An 18,000-nucleotide genomic window follows, 5' to 3' on the forward strand; every position below is an offset into this window, starting at 1 on the left:
GAAATATTCTGCCAATAGGAGGATGCGCTCACTCTTTATCTACGCCCAAATAGGGATTTTCCACATTTTTGAAGTAATTTTTTAATGGAAAGAGTTTTCCGCACTAAAACAGTATAAATTGATACTTCATCCAACAATTAAGGACTTAAACCGATGAATTCTGTCGATCTGGCTTTTACTCCAGCTCTGGAGTTGGCGGAGTCGATCCGCACCCTGGAAGTGTCGCCTTTAGAAATTGTCAATCTCTACTTGGAACGGATCGATCGATTAAACCCTGAGCTGGGCAGTTATTTTACGGTAACGGCAGAGCGTGCGATCGCCCTAGCTAAATCTCAAACCGAAAAACTAGCGGGGTTAAACAAGCCACAGGAATTGCCACCTTTTTTCGGAGTGCCGATCGCCATTAAAGACTTGACACCAGTTACCGGCGTTCCGTGTACATACGGCACTCAGGCTTTGCTCGGTAACATCTCTGCCTACGACGAGTCAGTAGTATGGCGGATCAAAGCAGCGGGATTTAACATTCTGGGCAAAACAGCCACCTCTCAAATTGGCTCATTACCTTACACCGAACCAGAAGGTTTCCCGCCCGCGCGCAATCCCTGGAATTTAGACTATACGCCCGGAGGTTCCAGCGGCGGCTCAGCGGCGGCTGTAGCAGCGGGTTTGTGCGCGATCGCCCAAGGTTCAGACGGCGGCGGTTCGATTCGAGGGCCGGCTTCCTGCTGCGGTTTAGTGGGCATTAAACCGTCGCGGGGGCGAGTTTCCTGGGCACCTGTCGGAGATTACCTCAGCGGCATTTCTGCCAACGGCCCCCTGGCGCGCACAGTAGCTGACGCCGCCGCACTTTTGGATGTGATGTCAGGCTACACAACAGGCGATCCGTACTGGCTACCAGATTCAAATCCGACGTTTTTAGAGGCTTCCCGTCAACAGCAGGGTAAGCTGCGAATTGCGTTTTCTACGACTATTTCCCCTGTGGGCGAGGCTGCGCCTATCTGTCAGCAAGCGGTACTCGAAACCGTCAAGTTACTGACAGATTTGGGTCATGATGTCGAACCTGGATGCCCAGATTTTACGGGTTTAATCGAACCGTTTATCGCAATTTGGCAGTCTGGGGCGGCGGCAAGTGGCATTCCAGGCGCTGCTTTGGAACCGATGAATCGCTGGCTGTTAGAAAGAACTATTTCCGCTGGGGAATATTTGCGGGCGGTGAATCAAATGCAGGTGATTTCACGGCGGATTGTGGGATTTTTTGAAAAATTTGATGTGTTAGTTTTGCCGACTTATATGCACTCGCCAATCCGGGTTGGAGAGTGGGCGGATTTGAGTTTTGAAGAAACTTTGCAGCGGATCATTAATTGGGTTGCTCCTTGTCCGCCATTTAATGCTAGCGGTTTGCCTGCGATCGCACTTCCTGCCATTTTAGATAACAACGGTTTGCCCGTGGGAATTCAAATTATCGGGCGGCCTGCGGCGGAAGCAACTTTAATTACTTTAGCGGCACAGATGGAAGCGGCGAAACCTTTCCCGGTTTTAGATTTTAAATAGACAAGAGCAAGGCATAAAAGCAAGCACGTTTCCCTTGTTTATGGGTATTATTCCCAATCAGGACTTGTGGTTCGGAAACGATAAACCGGGTTTTTTTCAATAATTTCTCGTCCTAAAACCCCTATTTTGCCAAGGAATAGGGTTTCTCCGGGCAAGTCCTACTTATTACCAATTACGCTGTAATTTATTGAGAATACCTCTTTAGATTGATAGATATTGTGATTATTTTATTTTAAATATAATAGCAGTTCGCTGCCAATATTTAGGGTGAAATGTATGTTAACTTCCGGGCCGATTACCGCTCCCGTTCCCGTTTTTCTAGTTCTTTTAGCAATCATGCTACTCGCGCCTCTGTTATTTGAGCGCTTGCGACTACCGGGAATAGTCGGGTTAATTATTGCGGGCGTAATTGTCGGGCCCAACGGTCTCAATTTGCTGCAACGAGACGCTACTATTGTTTTGTTAGGTACTGTAGGATTGCTGTTTTTGATGTTCCTAGCGGGACTGGAAACTAGCCTCGACGACCTTAAACTCAATGCGGACAAAGCTGTCATATTTGGGCTGGCTACTTTTTCGTTGCCGATGATATTGGGGACAGGAGCAATGCTGCTGTTGGGATATAGCTGGCTAGCTTCAATTTTAGTCGCTTCTTGTTTTGCTACGCACACGCTATTAGCGCTGCCAATTCTCACGAAATTGGGATTGATGCGAACTCAGACTATTACTACGACTTTGGGGGGGACTTTAATTACGAATGTGTTGGGACTGTTGGTGCTGGCAATTGTTGTTAAAGCTTTCAAAGGAAATCTAACTCTCGAATTTTGGCTATTTCTCATTCCATCTCTTGCTATCTACACTTTTGCTACTTTGTGGGGAGTCCCCAAAATCGGTCGCTGGTTTTTTAAGAAATTTGGACACGACGAGAATGCGGAATTTATATTTGTATTGGCTACCCTATTTCTAGTTTCTTACGCAGCAGAACTAATTGAAATTGAGGCAATTATTGGGGCATTTTTATCGGGAATTGCCATTACTCAAATTATTCCCAAAATGAGTCCGCTGATGAATCGGATTGAGTTTATTGGCAACACGCTGTTTGTGCCGTTTTTTCTGATTTCTGTGGGGATGTTAATTGACCCGCTAATTTTGGTGAAGCAGCCGCAGTCTTTGTTAGTGGCGGCGGTGATGATTTTAGCAGAGGTGGTGAGCAAGTTTTTGGCAGCTTGGCTACCGGGGAAATTATTTGGTTTTGAGTTTCCGAACATTATGGTAATGTTCGGTCTTTCTGTTGCTCAAGCTGCTTCTACTTTGGCGGCGATTACGGTTGCTTTTGACATTAAATTGGTCGATCGCGTAACGGTGAACGGCATCATTGCCATGATTTTAGTAACTTGTGTCGCTTCTCCTTGGATTGTATCTCGGTGGGGTCAAGAAATGCAGCAGCCGGGGTCGAGTTTGCCGACCGCTACGTCGGGAAAGCATTCATGGGGAGAGCGAGTTTTAGTGCCTGTTGCTAATCCGAATACAGAAGATAATTTGCTGCGTTTGGCTTTGATTTTAGCAAAAAGATATCAGGGAACTTTGCTGCCGCTGCATATTTTGTCCGATCGCGGGGAAGCAATTTCGCCGGCAGATAAAATGCAGCAAACTCAACTTTTGACGGCTGCAGAAACTGTTGCTCATGCTGCTGCTTGTGCGGTTGAACCGATCGCGAGGATAGATGATGCGATCGATCGCGGAATTCTGCGGAGTGCAACCGAACGCGAGGCTAGTTTAATAGTTTGCGGTTGGAAGGGATTTTCTACGACGCGCGACAATTTTTTTGGCAGCATCATTGACACAGTGATCAGGCGATCGCCCGTACCCGTACTGATTGCTCGATTTCCCGATCCTCTCCAGAATACAGCCAGAGTTATTTTGGCGGTAACTGACAGCGAGTTGACTCGGTTTGGGTTTCAGGAAACCGTGGATATTGCTAAGAGTTTGGCAGAGGAACTCAAGGCGAGTTTGCAAGTGTTGTTGGTGGCGACAAAACGGGAACAAATCAACAAAAGTGCGGCGGAGGTGGAAATTCTTTCTGAGATACCAGTAAATCGGGTGGGGGGAAATTTTATCAAGTTAGTTTCGCAGAATTTGTTAGAACACGATTTGCTGATTTTAACAACAATTTCTCAACAACAGAATTTGTGGGAACAACCTGGAACTCTCAAAGAACCGGAAGCGATTGCCCGGACTCACCCAAATATTTCCATGCTGGTTGTTTATTTTCCTGTATCTTGAGGAATATATTAACCGCAGATGATGTTATGAATCTGCATTCATCTGCGGTTAATATTTTAGGACTAAAGCTAACTGGCAAATTAAACAAACGTATGTAGTTGCAATCGAATCACTATTTACTAAGCTAATATCGCAACTACATACCTAAAATTTAAGCCCTACTTATGACAATTGTGTAAGTCCTATATTTAATCCTAATCCAACGGAATTGCTAGCAAAATTTCCGCACCTTGGCGCGGTTAGAGAATACACTCGATCGCTCTTTTGACTCGCGAAGTTGGTATTTTTTGGGCTGCCGATTAAAAAATCCTTCAACTCATCATCATTAGCACCCGCACAAGAAGTGCACTTAGGTACGGAATGTGCGATCGGTCAGTAAATATGCGTAGAGGCTTTGCCGATCGCACTCCGATCGAGGCAATTTCTCGGCATCTAGGACAATATCTCGGTATCTGGGAGAATTTTGAGAATATGGTGATCTACCCCCTCTAGTTCAATAAGGTAAAAATGAGCATCAGACCAAATTTCAGATGGTTTTCTTCAGTGGCGAGTGTTTTGGGTTCGATTTCGATCGGCCCTTTGAGCGGCGCGACATCCTCTCTAAAAGCAGCAGAAACGGTTGTTGTCCGCAAAGGTATTTTAGAATCGTCAATATCGGTTGCGGATTTGCGCGAACTCGCAGAAACAGGAAAAGTCCCTGCCAAACTGCAAGCTTATGCCAATCTCCTGTCTGAGGAACAGCGGAGTAAGATTTTTCGGGCGCTGCAAGCGAAAATTCCCCTAAATGTAGTCGGCCTGAGCAACTTGCTAAATACGGGCATCGGCACTGCCATCCTGACGGATTTGACTACAGTGATACCCAGGCACGACGGTGGGGGTGTGGAAGCGCTGCGATCGGCTCTGCTGCTGGGAGCAAACGCGCCGGAAGGCTTATCGGTATTGAGTTTCATTGAGTCTTATCCGAGCTCGCGGGTCGTGGTGGATCTCGATCGAGCTTTCGCAGTTTTGGGAAATATGAACACAAGTTTTTGGCAAACTCAGCGCTTTATGGCGGCGATCGCACCTCAGTTAGCAGCGGTTAAACCCGCGTTTAAGCTGCCTTTCGATCCCACCCAGCCCGGACCTAATGTCGTGCAGGTACGGGCGCTAGATTTGAACGATAGTACCCGCAATCGACCTATTCCGGTGGATGTGTACTGGTCGATAGCTGCGACGGCCGACAAACCGACGATCGTCTTTTCTCACGGGTTGGGTTCCGTCCGCACGGATTTGCGCTACTTAGCCGAGCATTTGGCGTCTCACGGCTATGTGGTAGCAGCTTTAGAACATCCGGGCAGCAACGAAACGAATACCAATGCTGCGATGGCGGGGAAGTGTCCCTTGCTAGCTCCTCAAGAGTTTTTAGACCGTCCCAAAGACATCAGTTTTGTACTCGACGAACTGACAAAATTGAACCAAACTGATGATAATTTGCAGGGGAAAATCGCGATCGACCCATCGGTAATAATTGGCTATTCTTTCGGCGGCGCTACAGCCTTGTCCGTGGCCGGCGCCGAACTGCAATTGAGCGCACTCAAACAAAGGTGTCAGGGAGATTTGATTGGGTTCAGCTTAGGCGAAGGCATTCAGTGCGCGGCGGCCGGATTGCCCGAAGAACAGTATCAATTGCGGGATGCGAGGATTAAAAGGGCGATCGCCATGAATCCGATCACATCATTACTATTTGGAGAAACTGGTTTAAGTGCAATTCAAATTCCCACATTAATAGTAGCATCTTCTGCAGACAAAACAACTCCCGCCTTAGCCGAACAAATTGCCGGCTTTCCGAAAATTCCCTCTCCTAAATGGCTAGTCGGTTTTGTAGGAGCAACCCACTTAAGCGTCAAAGATCCGAGTACAACTTTAAACCAAGTTCGCAGACCAAACACAGTAATGAGTGGCGATGAAGTTGTCGGCGACCAAGCTGTTAGCATACGCAATTATATTAAAGCTATAAGTTTAGCCACGGTCGCTCAACTGACTCCAGAAGCTGACAAATATGCAGTTTTTCTTACGCCAGAATACGCGCAATTAGCTTCCACCTCGGCAATCCCGGTGCGGCTAGTAACAGAAATTTCCCCGGAAATTCATACAGTAGTGCAAACTTTTATTCAAGGGAATAAGTAGTGATTAGTTATTAGTCGTTAAGTAGGTAAGCGCCAAAAAACCATAGTATTTTGTTGAGTTCTCGACCCAGAACATAATTATGTAGAGTTCGCAGTCCGAGCCTTACCACTATTAGTTATTAGCTAATAATCTGATGTCCGCTCGAACACCTCTAATAAAGGTGTTTGTAGTGGTAGTTCGAGGGGACATCAGATTGCGACTAGCCGGCTTTCCTATTGTAGGCGACGCCCCTTACCCCCCAGGGCTGTATTTTCTTCTTAAGCTGTCTCTGATATTTTTTGTCCGTGCAAGGGCAAAATATAACAAAGCGCTTTCACAAACTCTACTCCCAAACTGCCATGCCTAAAAAAAATCTTATCCCGCTGTTGCTGCTGTTTATAGCGCTGTTTACCCTTTACGGTGACACTTTAGCTTTTCTGCCCAAACCTGTAAGAGATACTAGCGTGGCAAGCCGAAAGTTCTTCGTCGGGTTGTGGCCTTCGTGGGTGAAGCCGAAAGATTCAAACAAGCAAAGGGAGAAGGAGATTGAAAACTTGGAAAAAAGTCCTAGTCCCAGTCGATAGTTTTGAGCTATCAGCGAGAAACCCGGTTCCTCTAATAATACCTAGCTATTTTCTTGTAGGTTGGGTTAAGGGAATCACAACCAAACATGACGATTTGAGATTGTAGATTTGAGATTTTTCCTTCAATCTCAAATCGATTAAACTTGAGATTTTAGATTTTCCTCAAACCAGTAAGGTGTGCAATGCACACCCTACAGATAGAGGTTCTGCCTCCAGAACTGTTTTAGATTGGTTCTCCCATCTAAAATCTAAAATCTAAAATCTAAAATTGATTAGGCGTGCTTTTTCAACCAGCTAAACATAGCTCGCAAATCTTTACCAACTTCTTCAATAGGATGTTCTGCTTCCTGACGGCGCATGGAGGTAAAACCTGGTTTGCCGGCTTGGTTTTCGAGAACGAATTCGCGGGCAAATTGGCCGGATTGAATTTCGCTGAGAATTTTCCGCATTTCGGCGCGGGTTTGATCCGTGACGATGCGGGGGCCGCGAGTTAAATCGCCGTATTCTGCGGTATTGGAGATGCTATCGCGCATTTTGGCGAGACCTCCTTCTACTACTAAGTCAACGATAAGTTTAACTTCGTGCAAACATTCAAAATAAGCTAATTCCGGTTGGTATCCAGCGTCAACTAAAGTTTCAAATCCAGCTTTAATTAAGGCGCTCAAACCGCCGCACAAAACTACTTGTTCGCCAAAAAGATCCGTTTCTGTTTCTTCGCGGAAAGTGGTTTCCAGGATGCCGGCTCTGGTGCCGCCGATACCTTTAGCATAGGCCATTGCCCGATCGCGCGCTTGACCGGAAGCATCTTGATATACTGCAAACAAACTCGGAACGCCTTCCCCTTGTTCGTAAGTCCGCCGCACCAAGTGTCCGGGGCCTTTGGGGGCAACCATTACTACGTCTACATTCGCCGGCGGAACAACTTGGCCGAAGTGAATGTTAAAACCGTGAGCAAATGCTAAAACATTTCCTTCAGAAAGGTTCGGTTCGATTTGTTCTTTGTAAATAGTTTTTTGAACTTCATCGGGCAATAAAATCATGATGAAGTCAGCGGCGGCGGCTGCTTTGTCTACCGGGTGAACTGTTAAACCCGCGTCGGTTGCTTTGGCGGCAGATTTGCTACCGGGATACAAACCGACAACGACATTCATGCCACTGTCTTTGAGGTTTAGGGCGTGGGCGTGTCCTTGGGAACCGTAGCCGATGATAGCAATCGTTTTGTTGGCTAAGAGGTCTAGGTTCGCGTCGGTGTCGTAATACATACGGGCCATAGTGCTTGTCTCCTGAGATGCAAATTGGGTGATTGACTGCAAAACTCTCATTTTATCAAAGTAGGGTACTTTTTTTACATAAATTTTCAGATTAAGATTTTGGCGGGGGAAAATAAAGGGCGATCGCGCTGAATTTAGCAGGGTTTCTCGCAGAGTCTGCGATCGTCAAATATAATTGTCAATAGCGTGCTGTGCATTTGCAAAAACGCAACTAACTAACTTCTTTAAGATGAAAATAAAAGCAATACATCATGTGGCGATTATTTGCTCGGATTACGAAGCATCGAAGAAATTTTATGTAGAAGTATTGGGATGTTCCATTATCAAAGAAACTTTCCGAACCGAGAGGAATTCTTACAAACTAGATTTGCGAGTAGGCAATGGCGACACCATCGAGCTTTTCTCATTTTCCCATCCTCCTGAAAGAATTAACAATCCTGAAGCTTGCGGTTTGAGACATTTAGCTTTTGCAGTTGATGACATCGAAGAATCAGTTGCATACTTAAAATCTCAACGAGTAGAAGTAGAAGAAATTCGCCTTGACGAGATTACAGAAAAACGGTTTACCTTTTTCCGAGATCCCGACAACTTACCGTTAGAAATTTATGAAATTTAGAGCAAAAGCCCAATCATAAAAAGCTTAGCAGAGAAGATAAACAATGGACTCTATCATCAGAAACACAATCACGATCGGATTGCCTGCTTTAATGCTATTTATAGCCATAGTAGCTACAGGTAAAACAGGTGACGCCGCCGTTTGGTCAGGTTTGGCCAAAGTCGGCGGTTCCTTTGGTATGCTGATCGGCTTAGGTGTGTTGGTATTTGTAGGATTTGTTGCCAATTATTTTAGTTATTTTGTGGTAGATAGCTTGTTGGTGAGATTTTATCAAAAGCGGCGAGTGTTGGAACAGCCAGAACAACTGGTAATAGAAATTGATAAATTGCCGATTACCAACGACCTTAAAATCAAGCTCAAATGGGCAGTGATGCACAGCACGCCCAACAAAAACCTTAGCTTGAAGCACATAATTTTAAAATGGTTTATTATCGGAGCCACTGTAAATGCCGTATTGTCCATAGTCGGTTATTTGGGAGAATTAAACATTTTTTTTGAATTGAGTTCTCATTTTAAACTACAATATCTGCTGGTTGGTTTTTCTACTTTTATATTCTTCGCTCTGGTGCGCTCAAAAAAAAGATGGTTGCTGGTGAGCGCATTTTGTATTATCATTAATTTGGCGGAAATAGTTCCTTGGTACTTTCCAGGGCCAGCATTTGCAGGAGCAACGCCCGGACACAACTTGCGGATTTTGCATTCAAATGTTTTAAGGAGTAATCGGCGATATTCTGAGGTGATATCGCTGGTTAAAGCAGAACAACCTGATATCGCAGTTTTTGTAGAAGTCAACTCATCTTGGGCAAAAGAGTTATCGGTTTTAAGCGAAATTTTTCCTTACTCTTCTACCCAGCAAGAATCTGAGAGATTTGGCAGTGCAATATACAGCAGGCTGCCTTTAGAAAATTCTTCGGTTAAAGCCTTTTCAAATCAAAGAAAGAGCTTGTCGGCGGATGTTAAATTTCAAGGTAAAATCATTTCTCTGATTCTTGCTCATCCCACTGTGCCGATCAAACAGCACAGTTTTATCAATCGCAACGAACAGCTAGCAGCCATCGGCGAGTATGCAGCCCAAGTAAAAAATCCCGTGATTGTGGTTGGGGATTTAAATACCACAATGTGGTCGCCATTTTACAAAAATATGGTAAAAACGGGAAATTTGCGAAATGCGCGATCGGGCTTTGGCATTTTACCGACTTGGCCGACTTTTATGCCGCTGGCTTATATTCCCATCGATCACTTTCTAGTCAGCAAAGAAATTGGTGTTTTGAAGATTCGTACTGGCCGCAATGTCGGTTCGGATCATTTGCCGTTAATTACAGATTTGGTCATTTGAAGACAGGATTCGATATTTTCTAACAAATTATTGATTAACTGTATCTGGTATTGCTGGATATTTGTCTGTAGCGGCTCTTTGCTGTCTTGAAAACAGATAACTTTTCCGGCGATTTCCTTGTAGTGTTGCAGCATGGAAAAAGTATCGGTGCTGAAGCGAGCGAGATAGTTTTTAGCAGCCTCGTTGCAAATTTCCGTTACTTGATTTAGATAAGCTTCTGACGATTCAGGCGGCTTTTCATTCCCAGTTCTTTTATTCAAAATATAGCTAGCGCCGCCGACTACTGCGGCTCCCACAGGCCCGCCCAACAGCCAACCTAAGCCGGTGGCGATCGCCACTGGAGTCACTTCGCTGTCGATCGACTTTTGAGCTGGAGGTGGTGGCGGCTCCGGTAAGGTGACTTGCGGGGCTGGAGGAAACGAAATCAAAAGCGCGATCGGCTGTTCTTTCTCAAAGAATTCGCAAGCTTTATTTACCCATTCTGCGATGGTTTGCTGCTGATGTAAGACCTCTCGCTGAAATTTTAGCTTCCACGCATCAAAACTCCCTTCCTGAAGCGACAGCGCCATTTCCGATTGATACCGCTGCAAAAGTGTGGGCTGGTAAAGCCAACTCTCGAAGTCAGAAACGCTGGCAAAAAACCCTTTTGATATCAGTTTTTCAGCTTTTTGTTTAATTTCAATTTTGTCTTTGTGCTTTTTTTGAGCGGCAGCTATTTCTGCAGTTACAGTTTCAGACTTTGCTCGGAGAGATTGGCCAATTTTAGTAGCTATAGCTTCAATTCTGGGCAACTTAACTGCTAGTTGTTCCTGTTGAGCTGCCACAATACTTTGCAAAGCCGATTCAAACGTGGCAATTCCTGTAGTTTGGGCTGCGGCCACATCTCCTTTCAGCCTCGCCCTCAAAGCCGGCAAAGCATCGACGCGGTAGATATTGCTGATATTGTTCGGCAAATTGGAGCGAAAACTTTCGGCAACAAACAACAAGCGATTGTAAACTTGTTTTTGGTCGTCTGGTTCGAGTAGATTGAGAAAATTGGCAACAAAGACTACAGTGTTGATGTGGCGATCGCTCAACCAATCTCTCAAGTTCTCTCGTTCCCCTAAAGTCATCAATTTGCGAGCATCTAAAACCTGCACAACTAAATCAGCCGTTAGCAATTTATCCCGAACCAAATTATCCTGTTCTTCCCGGTCATTGGTTCCCGGCAGATCCAGCAACTCCACACCCGTTTTCAGGAATGGATGGGGACAGTAAACATTAACGGCGGCCACATCATCCCGCATTTGTCTCGCGTCGTCAAGGATGGCGTAGCGTTTCAAAACATCAGTCCCCGCTTCGCTAACTTCCGTGCCGTCTTTCAGGGTAATTTTTGCGCGCAATTCCTCGCCGTAGTTGACATAAATGGCAGCACCTGTAGTGGGCACAAGGTCGATCGGCAAAGCACGATTTCCCAGCAAAGCATTGAGCAAAGTTGACTTGCCGTAATTAAACGGGCCAAAGACAGCAATTTGAAAAGTTGGTTTGGCGAGATAGTCACAGATTGAGGTGGTATCTCGATACAGTTGGGAGTTTTTGTCAAGTTCGAGAATACCGAGTGCTGATTTGAGATAGTCAGTCAGGTTTTGATAAATTTCGGGTTGTTGCATATTGCTGTTTTATTTCATTTAGCGGATGCTAGGAAAGCTTGATATAGCGATTCAATACTCTGCGACTGGGCAGAAACATCAGCCTCCAATTTTTTCAACCGCTCAGATTCAGCCTGACAATTAATCTCGCGAGATTCCTTTTGTTCGAGCAAATTATCTAACTCAGATTTCCGAGAATTAATATCCGCATTCATGCGATCGCCCACTTCCCGCCCGTAAACATCAAAACACTCTTTCACAGCATCGTGAATCGGCTGCCACTGCTCTTTAGCCACCTGCGGCAGATATTTCACCAGCTCTTTTTTCGCGGCTTTCACCAACTCTTTGCGAGCTCCGTCTGCTTGCAAGAACCCAACACCCATCCCCAATAAAGCCAAGTACAGCGGCCCCAAAACAATCCCCGTCAAACTAGCAAGAATCGTACTAACGCTTAACACAGTGATTAAATTAAGCAGGATATTTTTCCAATCAAAACCCGCTCCTGCCATTGCTACGCCCGCAAGATTTCCGGTCGTTAACGAGAACAATCCCATCGCCCATTTTGCCCAAGCTGGCGAGTTATCTTCGTTTGAGTTGCTGACTGCTGCTGGTATTTTTTGCCCGGTCAGTTTTTCTGTGATTTTTTCAGTCACTTTCGTGTAAGATGCTCCGTAATTTGCCGCACTTTTCGATAGCTGTGAAAATGCGGAATTCATCTCTTGTTCTGCTGTGAGAGTCCAAGCTGCTAATTTGTCATTGATGTACTGCTCTAATGCTCGTTTTAGCGATGCTTCAAAGGCTTCTCGCTTGCCTTGGCTGAAGAAATCCAGAAATTTTAGATCCGGTTGATACCGCAAAAAATCTGTTTCAAAGGTATTTTCTAAGTTGAGAACGTAGGCGCGGAAAGAATCTGCGATCGCCCGCGATTTACTATCTCTAACTCTGCTAATTTCTTGTTGAAACTCATCGCGAATCTGAGTCAGCTTTTTAAACTCCGGCTCAACTGAATTAATCTTTTCCTTCAACTCATTGACATCGCGATCGAGTAATGGTAATCTGCGCCCAACAGCTTCGCGGACGCGAGCAGAAATTTGACGCGCCAAAGTCCTCGCCGGACGCAATTCTGAAATCGCCCTTTCCTGCGTCAAAAACGTATTCAGTGCCGCCATAAACTCGGGAAAACCAGTTCCTGCCAAATCCGCATCCGGGTTTTTTATCCGCAACCTGAGTGCCTTAATTGAGGTAATTGCAAACACTCGCTCGTCGTAAATATCGTGTCCTTCTGTTAAACAATATTCAGCTAAATTAGCTTGAAAAACCCGCCGCAGTTTCCCTTCGGCTTCTGCCAATTCTTCAGGATCGTCCGGGTCAATCAAACTTTCTCGCACTTGATCCCAAGCATTAATCAGAAAGAAAACGCTCAATCCGCGATTTTTGATGTAATTTTCTAAATAACGTCTTTCACCCATTGTGCAAGGCTGAGTTGCCCTGAGTACAAACAAAATAGCGTGGCAGTTGTTGATATAACCGAGAGATAATTCGTTGCGGGCTTCTGTATCGTTCAGTCCGGGACTGTCTACTATTTCTATGCCTTTTTCCAGTAAAGGTAAGGGATATTCTACTACGGCACAGTCGATATCTGGAAATGCTGGTTTCTTTTCTTCTTCTAAGCGTTTTGCTTCAGCGGGGTCAATTGTGTAGTTTTGTTTAAAACTTTTAAAATCTAGCTGTTTTGGGCTTTTGCCGTCATTGAAATAAACGGTGACTTTTTTTTCTGACCCATAGCGCAAAATCGTCAGCAAAGCTGTACAGGGATTTACATCGCTGGGTAGTAAGTTTTCGCCGATTAACGCATTGAGAAAAGTGCTTTTGCCGCGTTTCATGTCGCCTAGCACTAGCAGGCGAAAGACTCCTTGGCGCAAGTTTTTACTGGCGACATCAATGTCGGCATTGTCTGTTTCTAAACCGAGTTTTCCCGATGCTTCTCCTCCTGCTAATTCTGATTGGTTTATAGCTGTGGCGATGTTGCTGAGGCGATCGGCAATTTCTCGGCGGACGGCGGCTACTCGCTCTAAATCGTTGAGAAAGTTGCTAGTTTCTACTTTAAGGTTCATGGGGGTTTCCTGATAGTTTCCTGCTTGAGCTTTTCAACTTCTGTCTTCTTCAATAAACATTTTGTAAGCAATCAAAGCAATTCCTCCAACTATCAGCGCAGTTGCCAGCCAAGATGCTATGCGAACTGCAACGACAACAGCAATGACAATGCCTGTAAATTGAGCGGCTGCTATAATTTTTCGGCGCCACTGTTTGAGTTTGCCGTTAACTTGGCTGTCTGGTTCTTCGTACTTGCTCGTTATATGTTCGGGCACTGAGCGGTCGATTTCGGCTTCTAGTTCGCGGAGCAGAATTTCTTGTTCTCGCTTCCGCAGTTCTTGTTCTTTGTGCCGAAGTTCTCTGGCTTTTTGGTCGGAAGAATCCATAAATTTTACCCGGTTTGCTGGTGGCAAAGTGTGTTATTTATTGTCAATGTTGCGGAGCGATAAGTTTTTTACAACTGTAACTCACATTTTCCGCCGTGTCGATAGATGTTAAGAAATGTAAAAAAGGGCGATTCCCTACGGGATAGCTACGCTTCACGACCAATTAAGCCGATCGCCCCCAGCGCTGCAAATCATCAATAGCCTTCGGGCCCGATAGTAGTGCGATCGCACTCCGCTTCCGACAAATCAACCAAGCGCGATCGAAATAAGTTGCATCCCGCTAATTGAGCTTTGCTTAACTTTGCTTTCTCCAAATTAGCTCGGCTCAAATCCGCATATCTCAAATCGGCATTCGTCAAATCTGCATTGTACAAATCCGCACCTTGCAAATTGGCTTTCTGCAAATTAGCACCTTGCAAATTGGCGTGACGCAAATTAGCTCTTGATAAGTTTGCTCTTGATAAAGTTGCTTCCGACAAGTTAGCTTGATAAAGTTGAATGTCGCCCAATTCAGCATCTTGCAAATCAGTTTTATAAAGATTGGCTTGAGTCAAATTTCCGTAGGGCAAGTAAGCTCGCCTCAGAACGCTTCCAGAAAGATTTATTTCTGTCAAATCTGCTTGAAACAAGTTATGTTCACTTAAGTCAACGGCGTTAAAGTTTCGCTGGCCCTCAGCATACTGAGCAAGCAATTCCTCAGCGCTTAGCTTTTGCATTTTCATTCCTCATGACGACAGCTACTGCAGCCAATCCATAACAGTAATTAATGGTTATTATTCTGCGTATTTATACTTATGTATCTTCTTATGTTAAGCTTGTGTAACAACAGTCGCATTTTTTCTAAGATTTTTTTTATATTTGTAAATTTCTGCCTTGCTCAACCAGAAAGCGGTTAGTAATGTCAAGATCGATCGAGAAACCAAAGCGAATCCTCTACTGAAATATGCCAGAACATCCTCTCTCCATTGCTCAGCACTACCACGAACGGACAAAATACGACCCTGAAACCATTGCTGCTAAAAGTAAACAGCTAGATTGGACAGAGCAACCTGTGCCTTTCAAAGAATATAAAATTGGAGCGTATTTTGACCTCAAGCCTTATCTAAAAGACCCCTCGGAGGATGCCGATGCCGATCCCGATGCCGCTTGGTGGCGTCGGTTATCTAGCTTGTTGCTGTGCAGCTATGGGTTGACGGCGAAAGTGCAGACGGTAGACGACAGCTACCTGTATTTGCGATCTGCACCGTCGGCGGGTGGACTCTACCCAGCAGAGGTTTATTTAATCTCCCGTGGCACTGCCCAGTTGCCGGCCGGACTCTACAACTATCAGTGCAGAACTCATTCACTTGTTCATTTTTGGGACAGTCAAGTTTGGCCGGCGTTGCAAGCAGCTTGTTTCCAGTCGCCAGCGCTAGAAAATACCCAATTGGCGATCGCCATTACCACTGTTTTTTTCCGTTCTTCTTGGCGTTACGAAGACCGAGCTTATCGGCGAATTTTTCTAGACACCGGCCATTTATTGAGCAATATCGAGTTAGCTTGCGCCGTCAACGATTACCGACCTCACCTAATTGGAGGATTCGCCGACGAAGCTGTCAATGAATTACTGTACATCGACTCGGAGCAAGAAGGAGCGATTTGTGTAGTTGCTTTAGCCGACTTGCTAGATATTGACCAAAACTTGCCTAAATTTAAAACAGCTTTGCCCGGAAACACCACCACAGATTACCCAAAAATTTCCGAAGGTCAACTGTTAAAATACCTCCACAAAGCCACGCATTTAGACTCAGACCCTACCGGAGCCGACGGGTGGAAACTTGATGAAAGTGAAGGTGTACTAGAGGATAAATACAACTTTCCCTTTTGTACTAAGGTTTCGACGGTCACTCCTTCGATTCCTTGGGGAGTGAACCTGGAAACTTTAGAAAACACTATGCTAAAAAGGCGTTCTACCCGTGCTTATACAGGTGCTTCTTTGAGCTTGGGCGAACTGCTAGCTATGCTCGATTTTACTTACCAGCCCCAGCACTATATCGACCAAGGATTAGACGGTTCTCCAGACTATTTCGATCTAAGTTTGATCGAAACTTTTATTGCTGTTTCGGGAGTAAATGGGTTAGAAGAAGGCTGTTACTATTACGCTCCGAAAGCTCAAGAATTGCGGCAAATTCGGTTTAAAAATTTCCGCAGGGAACTGCATTTTTTGTGTTTGGGGCAAGACTTGGGGAGAGATGCGGGGGCGCTGTTGTTTCACACGGCGGATTTGAACAGGGCTGTAGCAAAATATGGCGATCGAGTTTACCGCTATTTGCACATGGACGCGGGTCATTTGGGCCAGCGGTTGAATTTAGCAGCTATGCAACTGCGTTTGGGTGTCAGCGGGATCGGGGGCTTTTTTGACGATCGCGTCAATGACGTTCTCGGTATTCCTGCGGGTGAGGCTGTGCTTTATATTACAAGTTTGGGAAGACCTCGATCATAAGAATGAGTCAATCGATTTTAGATTTTAGATTGAAGGATTAGCCGAGGTGATTTACGGTAGGAACCACTCAATCTGTAAAAAATCAAACAAGCGAGTCAGTCAATCTCCTGCATTTTCCAGTTATAGCGCTAAAGTAAGGATTGTAAACCTGTAATAGAGAGGTTTTATGTAAGTCCTACCATTGCTATTTGCCAATGCAAAATCTGCTAAATATTCTGTCGAGCACTGATTCTGTCACTTCTTCGCCGGTAACTTCCCCCAATGCTTGAATTGCACCGCGCAAATCTATGGTCCAGAAATCTAAAGGCAATTTATTGCTAATAGTATCTGTACATTGTTCCAGAGAAATTTTAGCTCTGGTTAACGCCGCTGCTTGTCGCTGGTTGATTGCTAAATCAGAGTTTGCTGCTTGCAAAATTCCCCCGCTGACGGCATCTAAAATTGCTGTTTCTAAGTCTTCTATGCCTCGATCGAGGGCGGCGGCGGCGGTAACTATGCAGTGAATTTCAGAGGAAAAAGGTAATTCGGGGAGTGTTTTTACTAGGTCGATTTTGTTGATAATTATAATTAGCTGGCGGTGCTTTACTTGTGAGTAAATTTCCGAATCGCCCTCTGTCCAACCTGATTGCGCGTCAATTGTCAACAACACTAAATCGGCTTGTTTTGCTGCTGCGCGCGATCGCTCAACGCCGATTTTTTCTACCTTGTCTTCGGTTTCTCGAATTCCCGCAGTATCGAGCACCTGCACCGGAATTCCGCCCACAACTAGCTGCGATTCTACCACGTCCCGCGTCGTACCGGGCAAATCCGTGACGATCGCGCGATCGCTCTTACTCCACGCATTCAACAAACTCGATTTTCCCACATTCGGTCGCCCAACAATCGCTACTTTCAAACCTGTTCTCAACAATTCTCCGCGATCTGCGGTTGCCAAAATTGTTGACAATTCCTCCAAAACATGATTTATTTCCAAAGAAGTTTTAGCTTCATCTAAAGGCGGCAAATCTTCCTCAAAATCAATTCTTGCCTCAATTTCTGCCAGCACGTCCAAACAAGTTGTTCTCAATTTGCGAATTGGCTGCGCTAATTTTCCTTGCAAACCAGCCAAAGCACTTTGTGCCGCAGCAGGCGATTTTGCTCCCACCAAATCTGAGATACTTTCAGCTTGAGTTAAATCAAGCCTCCCGTTCAAAAAAGCCCGCAGCGAAAACTCTCCCGGCTGCGCCAATCTCGCCCCATTTTCCAAACACAACTGCAAGACTTGCTGCACGGCCATAATACCGCCGTGACAGTGAAATTCCACCACATCTTCGCGAGTAAAAGAACGCGGTGCTTTCATGATTAGCAGCAAAGCTTCATCGACTAATTCTTGAGTTTTAGGGCGGCGGATGTGGCCGTAAAGAATGCGGTGAGACTCCCAAATTTGCCGTCCTGGGGCGTGAAACAGAGTTTCGGCAATTTTTAAGGCTGCGGAACCGGAAACTCGCACAATGCCGACGCTGCCTTGTTGGGGAACTATGGCGGTGGCGATCGCTGCGATCGTTCCTCCTTTTGTTAGTGATTCAGACATTTTTATTATTCACACATTCAAAACTTTTCTCAATCTCCTGTTTTTGAGTATCAGGCA

General features: G+C 45.3%; 14 protein-coding genes. 8 read left to right on the plus strand and 6 right to left on the minus strand.

The genetic code is table 11. The features are described from left to right. Window positions 1–153 precede the first annotated feature (153 nt). From QUA25_RS17790 to QUA25_RS17810, 5 genes are all read left to right on the plus strand, one after another. Window positions 154–1,551, plus strand: coding sequence for an amidase (locus tag QUA25_RS17790; protein ID WP_333040057.1), 1,398 nt, complete (start codon window positions 154–156; stop codon window positions 1,549–1,551). Between the two features lie 276 nt (window positions 1,552–1,827). Further along, on the plus strand, window positions 1,828–3,831 hold the full coding sequence (locus QUA25_RS17795) for a cation:proton antiporter domain-containing protein (RefSeq protein ID WP_333040060.1): 2,004 nt from the start codon (window positions 1,828–1,830) through the stop codon (window positions 3,829–3,831). Between the two features lie 360 nt (window positions 3,832–4,191). Then, the gene (locus tag QUA25_RS17800) at window positions 4,192–4,323 is read left to right on the plus strand and encodes a hypothetical protein (RefSeq protein ID WP_333040062.1); all 132 of its coding nucleotides are present in this window, start codon (window positions 4,192–4,194) and stop codon (window positions 4,321–4,323) included. Between the two features lie 15 nt (window positions 4,324–4,338). After that, a complete protein-coding gene (locus QUA25_RS17805; protein ID WP_333040064.1) occupies window positions 4,339–5,997 on the plus strand; it encodes an alpha/beta hydrolase in 1,659 nt (552 codons plus the stop codon). A gap of 338 nt (window positions 5,998–6,335) precedes the next feature. Next, window positions 6,336–6,560, plus strand: a complete 225-nt coding sequence (locus tag QUA25_RS17810) for a hypothetical protein (RefSeq protein ID WP_333040066.1) — start codon at window positions 6,336–6,338, stop codon at window positions 6,558–6,560. Window positions 6,561–6,832: 272 nt separating this feature from the next. Here the strand turns inward: QUA25_RS17810 and ilvC are convergent, their stop codons facing one another. Further along, on the minus strand, window positions 6,833–7,882 hold the full coding sequence (ilvC, locus tag QUA25_RS17815) for a ketol-acid reductoisomerase (RefSeq protein WP_333040067.1): 1,050 nt from the start codon (window positions 7,880–7,882) through the stop codon (window positions 6,833–6,835). A 178-nt stretch (window positions 7,883–8,060) separates the two neighbouring features. Between ilvC and gloA2 the strand changes: the two genes are divergently transcribed. Further along, window positions 8,061–8,447 carry an SMU1112c/YaeR family gloxylase I-like metalloprotein gene (gene gloA2, locus QUA25_RS17820; RefSeq protein ID WP_333040068.1) on the plus strand — a complete coding sequence of 129 codons (387 nt, stop codon included), beginning with the start codon at window positions 8,061–8,063 and terminating at the stop codon, window positions 8,445–8,447. Between the two features lie 43 nt (window positions 8,448–8,490). Then, a complete protein-coding gene (locus QUA25_RS17825; RefSeq protein ID WP_333040070.1) occupies window positions 8,491–9,783 on the plus strand; it encodes an endonuclease/exonuclease/phosphatase family protein in 1,293 nt (430 codons plus the stop codon). On the opposite strand, the gene QUA25_RS17830 is transcribed toward QUA25_RS17825, so the two are convergent. The 4 genes from QUA25_RS17830 to QUA25_RS17845 all read right to left on the minus strand — a co-directional run bounded on the left by QUA25_RS17830 (window position 9,750) and on the right by QUA25_RS17845 (window position 14,607). Continuing rightward, window positions 9,750–11,432: a dynamin family protein gene (locus QUA25_RS17830; RefSeq protein ID WP_333040073.1), complete on the minus strand. Its 1,683-nt coding sequence runs from the start codon at window positions 11,430–11,432 to the stop codon at window positions 9,750–9,752. The genes QUA25_RS17825 and QUA25_RS17830 overlap by 34 nt on opposite strands. A 14-nt stretch (window positions 11,433–11,446) precedes the next feature. After that, window positions 11,447–13,525 (minus strand): dynamin family protein, encoded by a 2,079-nt coding sequence (locus QUA25_RS17835; RefSeq protein ID WP_333040076.1) that lies wholly within the window; start codon window positions 13,523–13,525, stop codon window positions 11,447–11,449. Between the two features lie 33 nt (window positions 13,526–13,558). Next, window positions 13,559–13,891, minus strand: coding sequence for a hypothetical protein (locus tag QUA25_RS17840; protein ID WP_333040078.1), 333 nt, complete (start codon window positions 13,889–13,891; stop codon window positions 13,559–13,561). A 194-nt stretch (window positions 13,892–14,085) separates the two neighbouring features. Beyond that, the gene (locus QUA25_RS17845) at window positions 14,086–14,607 is read right to left on the minus strand and encodes a pentapeptide repeat-containing protein (RefSeq protein WP_333040082.1); all 522 of its coding nucleotides are present in this window, start codon (window positions 14,605–14,607) and stop codon (window positions 14,086–14,088) included. A gap of 227 nt (window positions 14,608–14,834) precedes the next feature. Here QUA25_RS17845 and QUA25_RS17850 point away from each other — a divergent pair, with 227 nt between their 5' ends. Next, window positions 14,835–16,373, plus strand: coding sequence for a SagB/ThcOx family dehydrogenase (locus QUA25_RS17850; protein ID WP_333040084.1), 1,539 nt, complete (start codon window positions 14,835–14,837; stop codon window positions 16,371–16,373). Between the two features lie 184 nt (window positions 16,374–16,557). Here the strand turns inward: QUA25_RS17850 and mnmE are convergent, their stop codons facing one another. Then, window positions 16,558–17,943, minus strand: a complete 1,386-nt coding sequence (mnmE, locus tag QUA25_RS17855; RefSeq protein ID WP_333040086.1) for a tRNA uridine-5-carboxymethylaminomethyl(34) synthesis GTPase MnmE — start codon at window positions 17,941–17,943, stop codon at window positions 16,558–16,560. Window positions 17,944–18,000: the final 57 nt, after the last annotated feature.

This window comes from Microcoleus sp. Pol17C6 (assembly GCF_036701145.1).
In the GTDB taxonomy this organism is placed as follows: domain Bacteria; phylum Cyanobacteriota; class Cyanobacteriia; order Cyanobacteriales; family Microcoleaceae; genus Microcoleus.